This is a genomic window from Streptomyces sp. NBC_00386 (assembly GCF_036063235.1).
GTDB lineage: Bacteria > Actinomycetota > Actinomycetes > Streptomycetales > Streptomycetaceae > Streptomyces.
The window spans coordinates 8,774,335-8,789,624 of the sequence record NZ_CP107950.1; the positions used below are offsets into that span (position 1 = coordinate 8,774,335).

Sequence of the window (15,290 nt, forward strand, 5' to 3'; positions counted from 1 at the left end):
GGCGGGTGAGCAGGGACGCGGGTCGGCGGGTGCGGTGTCAGTGGGTGGGCGCGGGTGCCGTCGCGTCGGCGGGAGTGCTCTCGGCGGCCAGCGCGATGTTGCGGGCCATGCCGCCGAACACCACGGCGTGGAACGGCGACACGCTCCACCAGTACAGGTGCCCGAGCAGCCCGTGCGGATGGAACAGGGCCCGCTGGCGGTAGCGCGTGCGCCCGTCGGCGGTCACGTCGGCGTACATCTCCAGCCAGGCCGGCCCCGGCAGTCTCATCTCGGCCCGCAGCCGCAGCAGATGTCCCGGCTCGATCTCCTCCACCCGCCAGAAGTCGAGGGAGTCGCCCACCCGCAGCCGGTTGGCGTCACGGCGGCCGCGCCGCAGGCCCACTCCGCCCACCAGCCGGTCCATCCAGCCGCGCACCGCCCAGGCCAGGGGGAAGGAGTACCAGCCGTTGTCGCCGCCGATGCCCTCGATCACCCGCCACAGGTTCTCGGTCGACGCGTCCACGGCCAGTTCGCGCTCGTCCGTGTAGAGACTGCCGCCGGCCCAGTCGGGGTCCGTGGGCAGCGGGTCGCTGGCCGTGCCCGGGTACGACGCCGACGACCAGCGGGTGGTCACCTGGGCGTCGCGCACCCGCTGGAGCGCCAGGGCAACCGCCGCGTCGAAGCCGATCGGCCGTCCCGGAGGATCGGGAACGTACCGGACGATGTCGTGCTCGCGGCACACGACCTCATGGCGCAGCGACTCGGTGAGCGGGCGGGCGATCGACGCGGGCACCGGGGTGACCAGGCCGACCCAGTGGCTGGACAGCCGGGGCGTGAGGACCGGCACCGGGAAGATGAGTCTGCGCGGCAGCCCGGCGACGGCCGCGTACCGGCGCATCATCTCCAGGTACGTGAGGACGTCGGGGCCGCCGATGTCGAAGGCGCGGTTCACCTCCGCGGGCATCCCGGCGCTGCCGACCAGGGTGCGCAGCACATCGCGTACGCCCATGGGCTGGATCCGGGTGTGCACCCAGCTCGGCGTCACCATCACCGGCAGCCGCTCGGTGAGATAGCGCAGCATCTCGAAGGAGGCCGAGCCGGATCCGATGATCACCGCGGCGCGCAGCACGGTGGTCGGTACGCCGGACTCCAGCAGGATGCGCCCCACCTCGGCCCGCGACCTCAGGTGCGGTGACAGTTCCCCGGCCGGTACGCCCGCGGGGGTGAGGCCGCCCAGGTAGACGATGCGCCGCACACCCGCCGCACGGGCCTGCTCGCCGAAGATCCGGGCCGCCCTGCGGTCCGTGTCCTCGAAGTCGTGGCCCGTGCCGAGCGCGTGCACGAGGTAGTAGGCGACCTCGCATCCGCGCAGCGCGTCGGCGACCGAGCCGGCGTCCGTCACATCGCCGCGCACCACCTCCGCCTCGCCCGCCCAGGGATAGTCGCGCAGCTTGGCGGGTGTGCGGGCCAGACAGCGCACCCGGTACCCCTCGGCCAGCAGTTCGGGGACCAGCCGTCCGCCGATGTAGCCGGTGGCACCGGTCACCAGACACCTCGGGCCGGTGCCGGTCTCGTCGTCGCTCATGGGTCCTCCGTCGGTCGCCGTCCTGGCCCCCTCGGGGACCGCCTCCCTCCCTGATCCCTTCCACCCCGGTACCGCCCGCGGATGCGCCGGACGGGGCGACCTCCGGGTGCCGGACGCCCGAACGGGGGAGTGCCGGGACTTCTATAGGCTGATCACGTGGCCAGACGAGACGACCGTGACGACCGGACGGATGATCCGGACCCCGATGCGGGCCGGGAGCGGGATCAGGCCGTGGCGACGGATCTTCACGCCTTCGCGGTCGAGCTGCGCCGCCTGAACGGCGAGATCAACCGGCTGGTCCACGCCTTCGCCGGGGAACACGGTCTGCACGCCACGGACGTTCTGGCGCTCGCGGCGATCCTCGACGCGTCCGAGCCGCTCACCCCGGGCCGGCTGCGCGAGCACCTCGGACTCACCTCGGGCGCGGTCACCGCGTGTCTGGACCGGCTCGAACGCGCGGGCCACATACGGCGCGTCCGGGAGAGCCCCGACCGCAGGGTGGTCCACCTCCACTACGTTCCCGACGCCAGGTCGGCCGCGCGCGCCCACTTCCGGCCGCTCGCCGACGTCACGGCGAGCGTGCGGTCCGGATTCAGCGAGGACGAGCTGTCCGTCGTCCTCCGCTTCCTGGCGACGATGAACGAGCGGCTCTCGGCCGTACGGTCCCCCGGACGCTGAACCCGCCCGCCGCCCGCCGCCCGCCGCCCGCCGCCCGCCGCCGCCCGCCGCCGCCCGCTGAACCCGCCGCCCTCGGACGCCCGCTGAACCCGCCGCCCTCGGACGCGTCCTCGGGTCCGGGCGGACGCTGTCCGTGCCCGGACGGCCGCCGCCCGGCGCATCCGGACGGCCGCCGGGGACGGAACTGCGGGCATGGTCTACGATCTGGACGCGAGATATCTCAATGATTGAGATTGTCATTCATCGAGATATTTGCCGCTCATCGAATCACCTGCCGGCGCAACCTGGAGAACGATGTCCCTCACCCCGCGACGAGCCCTGTGGCTGATCCCCGTCGTCCTGCTCGTCGCCTGGCTCGGCATCGGAGGCACCCTCGGCCCCTACGCCGGCCGGCTCGGCGAGGTCTCCACCAACGACCAGGCCGCCTTCCTGCCGCGCAGCGCCGAGTCCACGAAGGTGGTGGCCCAGCAGCGTGCGTTCCAGCAGGCCGGGACGCTGCCCGCGATCGTCGTGTGGACCGTGGACGGCGACGCTTCCACGGCCGGGGCCCGGCAGTCCGCCGCGACCCGCGCGCTCGCTTCCCTCGCCGGTACCCCCGGCGTGGTCGGCCGGCCGTCACCCGCCCTGCCGTCACGGGACGGCAAGGCACTGGAAGGCGTCGTCCAGCTCAGGCCCGACCTCGGCAAGCGGCTTCCCGACGCCGTCGACCGCATTCGTACCGCCGCCGCAGCCGTCCCCGGTACGACCACGTGGATCGCCGGACCCGCAGCCAGTCAGGCCGACCTCGGCGACGCCTTCGCCGGAATCGACGGACTGCTCCTCGGGGTGGCCCTGGCGGCCGTCCTCGTGATCCTGCTGCTCGTCTACCGCAGTGTGCTGCTCCCGTTCCTCATCATCCTCGGATCGGTGTTCGCGCTGGGCCTGGCCTGCGCGGTCGTCTACGTCCTCGCCGACCACGGTGTCGTACGCGTCGACGGCCAGGTGCAGGGCATCCTCTCGATCCTCGTGATCGGGGCCGCCACCGACTACGCCCTTCTGCTGAGTGCCCGTTTCCGTGAGGAACTCGCCCTGAGCGCCGACCGGTTCACGGCGGTCCGGGCGGCACTGCGGCAGTCCTGGGGCGCGATCGTCGCGAGCGCGGGAACCGTCGCCCTCGGACTGCTGGCGCTGCTGCTCAGCGACCTGACGAACAACCGCTCGCTCGGTCCCGTGGGAGCCATCGGCGTGGCCTGCGCCGGTTTGAGCTCGCTCACCTTCCTGCCTGCCGTCCTGGTGCTCCTCGGCCGCGCCGCCTACTGGCCGGCCAGGCCCCGCCCGGCGGGCGGGGTGAGCACCGGCGGCGGCATCTGGAACCGGGTCGCGGCACTGGTCGACCGCGCGCCGCGCAAGGTCTGGGCGATGGCCCTGGCCGGGCTCCTCGCCTGCGCGGCCTTCGCACCCACCCTGACCGCGAAGGGCATCCCGCTCGCCGAGATCTTCGTCAACGACGCACCGTCGGTCGCCGCGCAGGAGACCCTCGGGCGGCACTTCCCCGGCGGCTCCGGCAACCCCGCCGTGATCATCGCGAACGCCGACCGCGTCGCGCGGGTCACGTCCGCGGCACGCGCCACGGACGGTGTCGCGTCGGCCGCCGCGGTGACGGAGTCCGGGCGGCCCGGTGGGGGAGCGCCCCGGACCGTCGACGGCCGGGTCCGTGTCGACGTCACGCTGCGGTCCGCCGCGGACAGCGACGCGGCCAAGGCCACCGTCGCCCGGCTGCGCACAGCGGTGCACGCCGTACCGGGCGCCGACGCGCTCGTCGGGGGCTACGCGGCCCAGCAGTACGACACCCGGCAGACCGCCGAACGCGACCGCACGCTCATCGTGCCGGTGGTCCTCGCCATCATCCTGGTCATACTGACCGTCCTGCTCCGCTCGCTGCTCATGCCGGTGCTCCTGGTGGCCACGGTGGCGCTCAACTTCCTCGCCACGCTGGGCATCTCGTCGCTCGTGTTCCGGCACGGGTTCGGCTTCACGGGCACCGACGCGTCCGTGCCGCTGTACGGCTTCGTGTTCCTGGTGGCCCTCGGCGTCGACTACAACATCTTCCTGATGTCCCGGGTCCGGGAGGAGTCGCTGCGTCACGGGGTACGTGCGGGCGTGCTGCGCGGACTCGTCGCCACCGGCGGGGTGATCACCTCGGCGGGCGTGGTGCTGGCCGCGACCTTCGCCGCCCTCGGGGTGATCCCGCTGGCGTTCCTGGTGCAGATCGCCTTCATCGTCGCCTTCGGCGTCCTGCTCGACACCCTGGTCGTCCGTTCCCTGCTGGTGCCGGCCCTGGTCCGCGACATCGGTCGCCGGGCGTGGTGGCCGGGGACACTCAGCCGCGAGCCCGGCGCCGACCCCGAGCCCGCGTCCGCGCCCGGGGCCCGAGGGGACGAGCGCGTCGAGGTGTGAGAACCCTGTCGGAGTGGCCCCGTCCAGCGGGACGGGCCCACTCCGACAGGACGCACGACGGCCAGCCGTGTGGTTCGCGCGGGCCGTAGTGCGTGCGGTCCGTCCGCTGCGCTCCGCCGCGGTCCGTCCGCCGTGGTCCGGCTCAGTCCTCGTCGCCGGCCGGCACGACCACGAGGAAGGCGTCCGAGTTCAGGTCCATCACGACCGTCGCCTGCAGCCCCTCGGTACGGCGCCGGGCCGCGTACTCCTCCGCGGTCCAGGATCCACGCGGAGCCCCGGCGGGAAATCGTTCCAGCACCTTTGTGCCCATGGCGGCAGACACCTCCAGCTCTGACGGCGGACCCGGAGCGACGAGTCCCGTGGAATGCGCTTGCCCGGGTTTCCCCGGGACATGTCCCGGTCCGGGATGCGAGACCGAACCGCCGTTCCTTGACTGCCCGTACGCGGAGCTGCGACGATCGCGGCCATGAAGATGCGACTGGACCTCACGCGGCGACGCCACGTCGACCTCGCGCGTGTCTGCAGTTCCTTCTGTCGCCGCGAAGCCTGACGATCCCCGACTGCGGGTCTCCTTCGCGCGGGTCCTCCGTCCACGGTGACTTCTCCTCACCGTGATCGGCGTGTTCCCTCGCCTCTCCGCGGCACATCGGCGCCCGAACTCCGGCTGAGTCCGGCCGGGTTCCCGAACCCCGAGGCGTCCCGAACAGCCGCCGGCCCAGCGTGCCGCGCGACGGTCCGTACGGTGCGCCGAGGTCCGACCGCCGTACAGGGAGCGGGAGTCCGTCGGGACTCAGGTGCTCCTCCAGCGTGCCGCGCGGGTGCGGTGCGAGCCTGATCCGTCTCCGTTCGCTCTCCGCCCGCCCGGCAGCCCGTCGTCCAGGAACGCCGGTCACGTCCGTCCGTTCACCCCGGTATCCCGCCCACCCGAAGTCCCGGTCACGCCTTCCGGTCACCCCGGCAGCCCGTGACCCGGCACCCGGGTCACGGAATTCACCCGCGAGCCCGCTCGCGGTACCGACCCGGAACCCGTTCACCGGAACCCGTTCACGAAAGAGGACTCATGGCCACCGTCCTGTCCGTCTCCGGCAGCCCCTCGGTCTCCTCCCGCACGGCCAAGCTCCTGCGCCACCTCGACGCCCGGCTCGCCGGGCAGGGGCACGAGGTGATCCCCCTCGACGTCCGTACGATCCCCGCCGAGGCGTTGCTCGGCGCGGACTTCCAGCACCCCGCCATAGTGGAGGCGGCCGAACTGTTCGCCCGCGCCGACGGAGTGGTCATCGGCACCCCCGTCTACAAGGCTGCCTACTCCGGTGTCCTGAAGGCGCTGCTCGATCTGCTCCCGCAGTACGCCCTGACCGGGAAGACCGTGCTGCCGCTGGTGACGGGAGGCAGTACCGCTCACGTGCTCGCCCTGGACTACGCGCTCCGTCCGGTCCTCAACTCCATGGGGGCGGCCCATATCGTCCAGGGCTGGTTCACCCTCGACAAGGACATCATCACGGGCCAGGACGGGAGCGTCACCGTGGCGCCGGGCAGCGCCGAGGCCCTGGCCCAGGTGGTGGACCAGTTCTCCGCCGCTCTGGGCCGTACACCCCTGCTCGCCGCCACGGGCTGACACCGATGACCGTCGAAGCGATCGCCGACGACGCGGAGGCGCCGCGACGGGGCGAACGCCGCCTGCCGGGGCACTGAAGCCGCAGCAGGCACGGCACCGGCCGCAGCCGACGGCCCCCTCGCCCATCAGGTCCCCACGATCGGAGAACGCCGCCGTGTCCCTCACCTTCCACTGGTTCCTGCCCACCAACGGCGACAGCCGCGATGTCGTCGGCGGCGGTCACGGCACGCCCGCCACCGTGACCTCACGGGACCGGCCACCGACGGTCGCCTATCTGAGCCAGATCGCCCGTGCCGCCGAGGACCTGGGATTCGTCGGCGCCCTCACCCCGACGGGCGCCTGGTGCGAGGACGCGTGGCTGACGACCGCGATGGTCAGTCAGCACACGGAGCGGCTGAAGTTCCTCGTCGCCTTCCGGCCCGGCTTCGTGTCGCCCACACTCGCCGCGCAGATGGCCTCCACCTTCCAGCGCCGGACCGGCGGACGACTGCTCCTCAACGTGGTGACCGGCGGCGAGAGCCACGAGCAGCGCGCCTACGGCGACTTCCTCGACAAGGACGCCCGCTACCGCCGTACAGGCGAATTCCTGCGGATCGTCCGGGACCTGTGGGACGGCAAGACCGTCGACCTGGCCGGCGAGCACCTGCGGGTCGAGGACGCCCGGCTCGCCCGGGTCCCCGACCCGGTCCCCGAGATCTACTTCGGCGGCTCCTCGCCGATCGCCGGCGAGGTCGCCGCCCGCCACGCGGACGTCTACCTCACCTGGGGCGAACCACCCGCCCAGGTCGCCGAGAAGATCGCCTGGATCCGCGGGCTCGCGGAGAAGGAAGGGCGGACCCTCCGGTTCGGCATCCGACTGCACGTCATCACCCGCGACACCTCCGAGCAGGCCTGGGCCGAGGCGCACCGGCTCCTCGACGGCTTCGACCCGGCGACCGTACGGTCCGTGCAGGAGGGCCTCGCCCGCAGCGAGTCGCAGGGCCAGCAACGGATGCTCGCGCTGCACGGCGGCGGCCGGGACGGACTGGAGATCCACCCCAACCTGTGGGCCGGCATCGGCCTGGTGCGCGGCGGAGCGGGCACCGCGCTGGTCGGCAGCCACGAGGAGGTCGCCGACCGGATCGAGGAGTACCACGCCCTCGGCATCGACGAGTTCGTGCTCTCCGGCTACCCGCACCTGGAGGAGGCCTACTGGTTCGGCGAGGGCGTCCTGCCCCGGCTCGCCGAACGGGGCCTGTGGCGGCACCCGTTCGCGGCCCCGCCGGCCCCGGTCGCCCAGGTGCCCTTCACCGGCTGAGCGGACCGAGTCCGCCGAGGGAACCCAGCGACCCCAGGTGCGCCGCGCGCACCTGGGCCGTCTGCCCCTGCACCAGCAGGAACATCCCCTCGCGCGCGAGCCGTTGGGCCGGGCTGCGCAGGTCCATCGCCCGCCCGCCGCCGGCCACGACCGCCGCCGTGGTGGCCGCCCGCATCACGTCGTACGCCCGGGTCTTGCACTCCAGCCGCTCCTCGATCCGCTCGGTCGGCACCGGGTGGTCGGCGAGTTCGTACGCCTGCCGTCTGACCTCGTCGAGACGCGCCCGCAGTGTGTCCGCCGTCCCCTTCGCCGAGGGATCGTCCTCCAGCAGGCCGATCGCCGTCGCCGTGACCCCGAAGACGGCCGGCGAGGCATTGGTGTTCTTGGGGCGGTCCGTGACCGCCCAGGACTCGTACGGGGTGCGCAGCGCCACCGCGTCGTCGGGCAGCCACAGCCCGTCCAGCTCCAGCGAGACGGTCCGGGACGCGGTGAGCGCTGCGAGCCGCATCGGCGGGGACGGGCGCAGCCCCGGCTGCTCGCGCGCCTGCGTGAACGCGAACAGCGCCTCGTCGTCCTCCGTCACCCCGGCCAGCAGCATGACGTCGTTCAGCCCCCAGCCGGTGTACCAGGGGACCGTCCCGTCGAAGCGCCACCCGCCGCGCTCGCGCGTGACCCGTACCGGGACCCGCGGGTACGCGCGCAACTGGGCGTACGCGACACCGGACAGCAGCTCCCCGCGCGCGAGCGGACCCAGCAGCCGTTCGCGTACCGGAAGGCCGCTCCTCGCCAGGGTCGCCACCGGCGTGTGGTGCTGGGCCTGCACGAACCAGGTCGAGCAGCACGCCCCGGCCAGGATCTCCGCGGTCGTGCGGACCACCGCGGCCGGCGCCGCCGACCCGCCGTCCTCGACCGGAGCGGCGATCCCGAGCAGCCCCGACCGCTTGACGGCCTCGACGCTGCTCGCGGGCATGCCGTCCCGGTCCACGTCCTCCGCCAGGGGCGCCAGGACCCCGGCCGCCAGTTCCCGGGCCGCGGCGACGAGCGGATGCGATGGGACGGTCATCGAAGGAATCTCCCGCTGTCGTCGTGGCGTGTGTCGATCCGGCGCCCCTTCGTTCGTGTAGTCACAAAGACGCCGAGTGGGACCACCGAGGAGGAACATCATGAAGTACTACCTGCTGAGCGTGATGCAGCCGCAGGGCGAGCCGCCCGCGCCCGAGGTCCTGGAAGAGATCATGCACAACCTGGACGTGTTCAACACCGAACTGCGCGAGGCCGGCGCCTGGGTGTTCGCCGGCGGACTGCACGGGCCGGAGACGGCCACCGTGCTGCGCGCCCGGGACGGTGACGTCCTGGTCACCGACGGGCCGTACGCGGAGAGCAAGGAGTATCTGGGCGGGATCTGTCTGATCAAGGCGCCCGATCTCGACGCGGCGCTCGCCTGGGGACGCAAGGCGACCCTGGCGACGACGCTCCCGATCGAGGTGCGGCCGTTCACCCACGAGTCCGAGGACCGATGACTGTCGGAGCCGGTGACATCGAGGCCGTCTTCCGAGCCGAGTACGGCCGGGCGGTCGCCGTCCTGATCCGCTTCCTGGGCGACATCGACCTCGCCGAGGAAGCGGTCCAGGACGCGTTCACCACGGCCGTGGCGAAGTGGCCGGGGACCGGAATCCCGCCGAGCCCGGCCGGCTGGATCATCACGACCGCCCGCAACCGCGCCGTCGACCGGCTGCGCCGCGAGTCCACCCGCGCGGCCCGGCACGCCGAGGCGGCCCGGCTGCACGCCCCGGACGACCCCGCGGAGGAGGGCCCCGTGCGCGACGAACGGCTCCGTCTGATCTTCACCTGCTGCCACCCCGCGCTCGCGCCCCAGGCCCAGGTCGCCCTGACGCTACGGCTCCTCGGCGGCCTGAGCACCGCGCAGATCGCGCGTGCCTTCCTCGTCCCCGAACCCACCATGGCCCAGCGGATCGTCCGCGCCAAGGCCAAGATCCGCGACGCGGGCATCCCCTACCGCGTGCCGCGCGACGCGGACCTGCCGGACCGCGTCAGAGGTGTACTGGCCGTCGTCTACCTCGTCTTCAACGAGGGGTACGGGGGCCGCGAGGACCTCTGTGCCGAGGCCCTGCGCCTCGGACGTCTCCTCGTCGAGCTCATGCCCGACGAGCCCGAGGCACTCGGCCTGCTCGCGCTGATGCTGCTCGTCGAGGCCCGCCGGCCGGCCCGCGCGACGGCCGGCGGTGACCTGGTCCTCCTCGCCGAACAGGACCGCACCCGCTGGGACCGGGACCTGATCACCGAGGGCCAGGCTCTCGTACGCCGCTGTCTGCGCCGCGACCGGCCGGGGCCCTACCAGATCCAGGCCGCGGTCAACGCCGTCCACAGCGACGCCCCGACCGCCGCCGCCACGGACTGGGGGCAGATCCTCCAGCTGTACGACCAGCTCATGCGGCTCGCCCCCAGCCCGGTCGTGGCCCTCAACCGCGCCGTCGCCGTGGCCGAGACCGAGGGACCGGGGCCCGCCCTCGCCCTCGTCGACCAGCTCGACCTCGACGGATACCACGCCTTCCACGCCGTACGGGCGGACCTGCTGCGCCGGCTCGGACGCGACGCCGAGGCACTGCGGGCGTACGACGCCGCCATCACGCTGTCCGGGAGCGCGCCGGAACGCGCCCACCTCGAACGGACCCGGGCATCCCTCGCGGGGCGCTGACGGCCGAGGCCGCGCGCCCCGTCCCGGCCGATCATCAGGGTGCCCGGCGGACTCCACCCGCGGTCACACGCTGAGCGCCTCCCGCACCACCCGCTCGGCGTCCCGGCCGCCCTCGCCCGACGAGGTGACCCGGCCCGCCTCCAGGACGTAGTAGCGCTGCGCGGCCCGCATCGCGAAGCCGACATGCTGCTCGACCAGGAGCACCGACAGACCGCCCCGGGCGGCCAGCGCGAGAACCGTCTCCTCGATCTCGGCGACCACCGAGGGCTGGATGCCCTCGGTCGGCTCGTCCAGGAGAAGAACCCGAGGCTCCGTCACCAGGGCCCGTGCGATGGACAGTTGCTGGCGCTGCCCCCCGGAGAGCAGCCCCGCACGGCGGCCCGACAGGGCGCGCAGCGCCGGGAACAGGTCCAGTGCCTCGGCGATAGCCTCCCTGCCGCGGCGTCGCCCGTCCGCGACCAGCTGGAGATTCTCGGCGGTCGTGAGGTGCGGGAAGGCCTGCTGGCCCTGCGGCACGTACGCCATGCCGCGCGCCACCCGCTCATGAGGCCTCAGCCGGGTGATGTCCTCGCCGTCCAGGCGGACCGATCCGCTCCGCGGGCCGAGCAGTCCGACGGCGGCCCGCAGCAGGGTGCTCTTGCCCGCGCCGTTGTGCCCGAGCACCGCCGCCACCCCGTCCCTCGGCACCTCGACGGAGACACCGTGCAGGACGAGACTGCGGTGGTACCCGACGTGGACGGTGTCGATCTCCAGCATCACGCCTCCTGAACGGCGGTCGGTCCGGGAACGGCCGCCGTGGTGTCCTCGGCGGCCGCGTGCCCGAGATACACCTGCTGCACCTTCGGGTCGGCCTGCACCTCGGCCACCGTCCCCTCGCTGAGCACCCGGCCCGCGTGCAGCACACTGACGCTGCGCGCGAAGGAGCGCATGAAGTCCATGTCGTGCTCGATCACGACGACGGTCCGCTCCCGGCTGATGCGCTCCAACAGCTCGCCGGTGGCCTGTCGTTCGTCGTGGCTCATGCCCGCGACCGGCTCGTCGAGCAGCAGCAGCCGGACGTCCTGCACCAGCAGCATGCCGATCTCCAGCCACTGCTTCTGTCCGTGCGCGAGCGTGCCGGCCGGGCTGTCGGCGCGGCCGGTCAGGCCCACCGTCTCCAGGGCGCGCGCCACGGACTCGGGCACGCCCTTGCGGCGGCGCAGCATCGTCAGCGCGCCCCGCCCGGCGCCCGCCGCGATGTCCAGATTCTGAAGGACCGTCAACTCCTCGAAGACGGCGGCCGTCTGGAAGGTGCGGCCGATCCCCGAGCGGGCGATCCGGTGCACGCTCCTGCCGAGGATGTCGGCACCCCCGAAACGCACCGATCCTGTCGCCCGCACCAGTCCGGTGACCGCGTCGACCAGTGTCGTCTTGCCCGCGCCGTTCGGCCCGATCAGGAAACGAAGATCCCCCGGCCGTACATCGAGGTCCACCCCGTCGACGGCGGTGAAGCCGTCGAAGGTCACCCGCAGTCCCCGAATCTCGAGCCCCGCGGGTGCACTGTCCGTAAACTCCGTCATGCCGTGTCTCCAGCGATTCCTCGGTTCGCCCGGCGCCGCACGATCCCGGCCAGCGAGGCGAGTCCGCCCGGCAGGAACGCCAGGGCGACGATGAACAGCAGCCCCTGGAAGTACGTCCAGGCCGCGGGGAACTCCTCCGACAGGGCCGTCCTGGCCCAGGCGACGCCGATCGCGCCGAGCACCGCGCCCGTCAGGCTCGCCCGGCCGCCGACCGCGGCGCCGATGACGAGTTCGATGGACGGCACGATGCCGACCAGCGCGGGGGAGATGATGCCGACGGCGGGCACGAACAACGCACCCGCCAGTCCCGCCATGCCCGCCGCGGCGACGTACGCCACGAGCTTGACGTTCGCGGGGTCGTAGCCGAGGAATCGCACCCGTTCCTCGGAATCCCGCACGGCGACGAGGAGTTCGCCGTAGCGGCTGCGCATCAGCTGACGGGCGAGCGCGATCAGCAGGAGCAGCACCGCGGCGATGACGAAGTACACCATCCGCTGGTTGACCGGGTCGTTCAGGTCGTAGCCGAAGAAGCCCTGGATGTCGGTCAGTCCGTTGGTGCCGCCCGTCGTGGCCTGCTGGCCGACCAGCCAGATCGCGAAGGCCGCGGCGAGGGCCTGGCTGAGAATCGCGAAGTAGGCGCCCTTGACCCGGCGCCGGAAGATGAAGGAACCGAGGATCGCGGCGACGGCCATCGGCAGCAGGAAGGTCGCGGAGATCGCGAACACCGGATTCGCGAACGGCCGCCACCACCAGGGGAGTTCGGTGGCGGTCCCGTACAGCTGCATGAAGTCGGGCAGGTTGCCGGGGCCGGCGTCCGCGATCTTCAGGTGCATGGCCATGGCGTAGCCGCCCAGTCCGAAGAACACCCCTTGGCCGAGTGTCAGCAGGCCGCCGCGCCCCCACGCCAGACAGATGCCGACCGCGACCATGGCCGTGCACAGATACTTGGCGAGCAGCCCGAGCCGGAAGTCGGACAACGCGAGCGGGGCGACGGCGAAGAGCATGAGGGCGGCGGCAACGAATCCGGCCGCGGGCCGAGCCGCCGTGAACCTGCGTCGGCCGCCCGGCAGTTGTCCCGCCTTCGGGGCGAGGGGAGTGGTGGTGGTCATACCAGGCTCCTCGTGCGCAGCGTGTACAGGCCCTGCGGCCGCCACTGGAGGAACGCGACGATGGCCACGAGGACCAGTACCTTCGCGACACTGACGGTGGTCGAGTACTCCAGGACCGACTGCAGCGCGCCCAGCACGAAGGCGACGATCACGCTGCCCTTGAGCTGCCCGATGCCGCCGACCACGATGACCAGGAAGGCGTCGATGATGACGTTGGTGCCCATCGTCGGCCCGATCGGGCCGACCAGGGTCAGCGCGACCCCGGCGACCCCGGCGAGCCCGGAGCCGATGAAGAAGGCGGTGCGGTCCACGCGCCCGGTGGAGATGCCGGACACCTCCGCCAGGTCCCGGTTCTGCACCACCGCGCGGATGCGCCGCCCGAGCGGGGTCAGCCGCAGTGTGAGGGACAGTGCCACGACGGCCGTGACCGCCAGTCCGAGGATGAACAGCCGGCTGTTGGCGAAGGTGAGCGGGTCGTCGCCGCCGATGACCGTGATGTGCCCGGTGAGGACATCGGGTGCGCGGGTCTGCACATTCGGCGCGCCGAAAATGTCACGGGCGAGTTGCTGAAGCATCAGCGAGACACCCCACGTGACAAGAAGGGTGTCGAGGGGGCGGAGGTAAAGGCGGCGGATCAGCAGCCATTCCAGCAGCGCGCCGAGCGCCCCCGACACAAGAAATGCGACGGGCAGCGCGACGATCAGTGAAATTCCTGCGCCGGAAATGGACTTCTGCAGTACGTACGTGGTGTAGGCGCCGGCCATGATGAACTCGCCGTGGGCCATGTTGATGACATTCATCTGGCCGAAGGTGAGCGAGAGGCCGAGCGCGATGAGGAGCAGGACGGCACCGATGCTGACGCCGGTGAACAACTGCCCGAGGATCACGGTCATACGGCGGCTCCGGGGAGTCGGGACGCGGGGCCTGTGCGCACAGGCCCCGCGCGACGGGTGGTCAGGAGAGGCCGGAGGCCCAGTCGTAACCCTTCAGGTAGGGATCCGGCTTGATCGGCTTGCCGGAGTCCCAGACCTGCTTGATCAGCCCGTCGGAGCCGATCCTGCCGATGCGGGCGGTCTTGTAGATGTGCTGGGTCGCGCCGTCCACGGTGACCTTGCCCTCCGGTGCGTCGAAGGTGATGCCGTCGGACGCAGCCTTGACCTTCTCGGGGTCGAAGGACTTCGCCTTCTCGACCATCGCCTTCCACAGGTAGACCGAGGTGTACGCGGCCTCCATCGGGTCACTGGTCGGCTTGTCCTGGCCGTACTTGGCCTTGTAGGCCTTCACGAACTTGGTGTTCGCGGCCCCCGGGGTGGTCTGGTAGTAGTTCCAGGCCGTCAGCTGGCCCGCCAGGTACTGCGCCCCGATCGACTTGACCTCCTCCTCGGCGATCGACACCGAGACCACCGGCATGCTCTTGGCGGTGAGTCCGGCGGACTTGTACTCCTTGAAGAAGGCCACGTTCGAGTCGCCGTTGAGGGTGTTGAAGACCGCGTCCGCCTTCGAGGCCTTCACCTTGTTGGCGATCGTGCTGAACTCGGTGGAGCCGAGCGGCGCGTAGTCCTCGCCGAGGACCGTCATGCCGTTGGCCTTCGCGTACGCCTTGATCTCCTTGTTGGCGGTGCGCGGGAAGACGTAGTCGCTGCCAACCAGGTAGATCCGCTTCCTGCCCTGGGACTTGAGATAGTCGAGGCCGGGGACGATCTGCTGGTTGGTGGTGGCACCGGTGTAGAAGATGTAGGGGGACTGCTCAAGTCCCTCGTACTGCACGGGGTAGAAGAGCAGCGACTTGTTCTTCTCGAAGACAGGCTTGACGGCCTTGCGGCTCGCGGAGGTCCAGCAGCCGAAGGTGGCCGCGACCCGGTCCTCCCTGATCAGCTTGCTCGCCTTCTCGGCGAACGTCGGCCAGTCGGAGGCGCCGTCCTCGCTGATCGGCTCGATCTGCTTGCCGAGCACTCCGCCCGAGGCGTTGATCTCGCCGATGGCCAGTTTCAGGGAGTCGCGTACGGTCACCTCGCTGATCGCCATCGTGCCCGACAGCGAGTTGAGCAGGCCCACCTTGACGGTGTCGCCGCTCACGTCCGCCTTCGCGGCCTTGTCGGACGTACCGCCCGCGTCGGTCTTGGCGCCGCACGCGGAGAGTGCGACGACGGTCGCGAGCACGGCGGCACCGGCTGCGATCCGGCGTCGGAGAATTCGGGAACCGCTGGACAATAGAACCCCCTCGGGCTGTGGAGGAGACAACCTCCTGAAGTGCGGTCCACAGCCTCAAGTCGCCCTGTTTCCAAGGTGTTTCGCGGTACTTTCCCGGCCGTATCT

Annotated in this window: 14 protein-coding genes; 6 read left to right on the forward strand and 8 right to left on the reverse strand. The window is 71.8% G+C overall.

Features of this window, described 5'->3' with window-relative positions; all coding sequences use genetic code 11:
- Window positions 1–37: 37 nt before the first annotated feature.
- The gene (locus OG780_RS38345) at window positions 38–1,564 is read right to left on the reverse strand and encodes an SDR family oxidoreductase (RefSeq protein ID WP_328456077.1); all 1,527 of its coding nucleotides are present in this window, start codon (window positions 1,562–1,564) and stop codon (window positions 38–40) included.
- A gap of 156 nt (window positions 1,565–1,720) precedes the next feature.
- Here OG780_RS38345 and OG780_RS38350 point away from each other — a divergent pair, with 156 nt between their 5' ends.
- The gene (locus OG780_RS38350; RefSeq protein ID WP_442814132.1) at window positions 1,721–2,242 is read left to right on the forward strand and encodes a MarR family winged helix-turn-helix transcriptional regulator; all 522 of its coding nucleotides are present in this window, start codon (window positions 1,721–1,723) and stop codon (window positions 2,240–2,242) included.
- A 294-nt stretch (window positions 2,243–2,536) separates the two neighbouring features.
- Window positions 2,537–4,678 (forward strand): MMPL family transporter, encoded by a 2,142-nt coding sequence (locus tag OG780_RS38355; RefSeq protein ID WP_328456079.1) that lies wholly within the window; start codon window positions 2,537–2,539, stop codon window positions 4,676–4,678.
- A gap of 142 nt (window positions 4,679–4,820) precedes the next feature.
- On the opposite strand, the gene OG780_RS38360 is transcribed toward OG780_RS38355, so the two are convergent.
- The gene (locus tag OG780_RS38360) at window positions 4,821–4,988 is read right to left on the reverse strand and encodes a hypothetical protein (protein WP_326789658.1); all 168 of its coding nucleotides are present in this window, start codon (window positions 4,986–4,988) and stop codon (window positions 4,821–4,823) included.
- 750 nt (window positions 4,989–5,738) lie between these two features.
- Here OG780_RS38360 and ssuE point away from each other — a divergent pair.
- Window positions 5,739–6,293 carry an NADPH-dependent FMN reductase gene (ssuE, locus tag OG780_RS38365; RefSeq protein ID WP_328456083.1) on the forward strand — a complete coding sequence of 185 codons (555 nt, stop codon included), beginning with the start codon at window positions 5,739–5,741 and terminating at the stop codon, window positions 6,291–6,293.
- A gap of 154 nt (window positions 6,294–6,447) precedes the next feature.
- On the forward strand, window positions 6,448–7,590 hold the full coding sequence (locus tag OG780_RS38370; RefSeq protein WP_328456085.1) for an LLM class flavin-dependent oxidoreductase: 1,143 nt from the start codon (window positions 6,448–6,450) through the stop codon (window positions 7,588–7,590).
- Here the strand turns inward: OG780_RS38370 and OG780_RS38375 are convergent.
- Complete coding sequence (locus OG780_RS38375; RefSeq protein ID WP_328456087.1) at window positions 7,580–8,653, reverse strand: acyl-CoA dehydrogenase family protein; 1,074 nt, start codon at window positions 8,651–8,653, stop codon at window positions 7,580–7,582. The two genes, OG780_RS38370 and OG780_RS38375, sit on opposite strands and share 11 nt — an antisense overlap.
- Before the next feature lie 100 nt (window positions 8,654–8,753).
- Here OG780_RS38375 and OG780_RS38380 point away from each other — a divergent pair, with 100 nt between their 5' ends.
- Both OG780_RS38380 and OG780_RS38385 read left to right on the forward strand, forming a co-directional pair.
- Window positions 8,754–9,110, forward strand: coding sequence for a YciI family protein (locus OG780_RS38380; RefSeq protein WP_326789662.1), 357 nt, complete (start codon window positions 8,754–8,756; stop codon window positions 9,108–9,110).
- The gene (locus tag OG780_RS38385) at window positions 9,107–10,306 is read left to right on the forward strand and encodes an RNA polymerase sigma factor (RefSeq protein ID WP_328456090.1); all 1,200 of its coding nucleotides are present in this window, start codon (window positions 9,107–9,109) and stop codon (window positions 10,304–10,306) included. The genes OG780_RS38380 and OG780_RS38385 overlap by 4 nt, the downstream gene beginning before the upstream one ends.
- Window positions 10,307–10,369: 63 nt before the next feature.
- On the opposite strand, the gene urtE is transcribed toward OG780_RS38385, so the two are convergent.
- The 5 genes from urtE to urtA all read right to left on the reverse strand — a co-directional run bounded on the left by urtE (window position 10,370) and on the right by urtA (window position 15,134).
- On the reverse strand, window positions 10,370–11,062 hold the full coding sequence (gene urtE, locus OG780_RS38390) for an urea ABC transporter ATP-binding subunit UrtE (RefSeq protein WP_326789664.1): 693 nt from the start codon (window positions 11,060–11,062) through the stop codon (window positions 10,370–10,372).
- Entirely contained in the window at window positions 11,062–11,865 is an 804-nt protein-coding gene (gene urtD, locus OG780_RS38395) for an urea ABC transporter ATP-binding protein UrtD (protein WP_328456092.1), read from the reverse strand. Before urtD ends, urtE begins: the two co-directional genes overlap by 1 nt.
- Window positions 11,862–12,974 carry an urea ABC transporter permease subunit UrtC gene (urtC, locus tag OG780_RS38400; RefSeq protein ID WP_443062260.1) on the reverse strand — a complete coding sequence of 371 codons (1,113 nt, stop codon included), beginning with the start codon at window positions 12,972–12,974 and terminating at the stop codon, window positions 11,862–11,864. The genes urtD and urtC overlap by 4 nt, the downstream gene beginning before the upstream one ends.
- Window positions 12,971–13,867: an urea ABC transporter permease subunit UrtB gene (urtB, locus tag OG780_RS38405; RefSeq protein ID WP_261707052.1), complete on the reverse strand. Its 897-nt coding sequence runs from the start codon at window positions 13,865–13,867 to the stop codon at window positions 12,971–12,973. The genes urtC and urtB overlap by 4 nt, the downstream gene beginning before the upstream one ends.
- A 61-nt stretch (window positions 13,868–13,928) precedes the next feature.
- Complete coding sequence (urtA, locus tag OG780_RS38410) at window positions 13,929–15,134, reverse strand: urea ABC transporter substrate-binding protein (protein WP_328456096.1); 1,206 nt, start codon at window positions 15,132–15,134, stop codon at window positions 13,929–13,931.
- Between the last annotated feature and the right edge of the window lie 156 nt (window positions 15,135–15,290).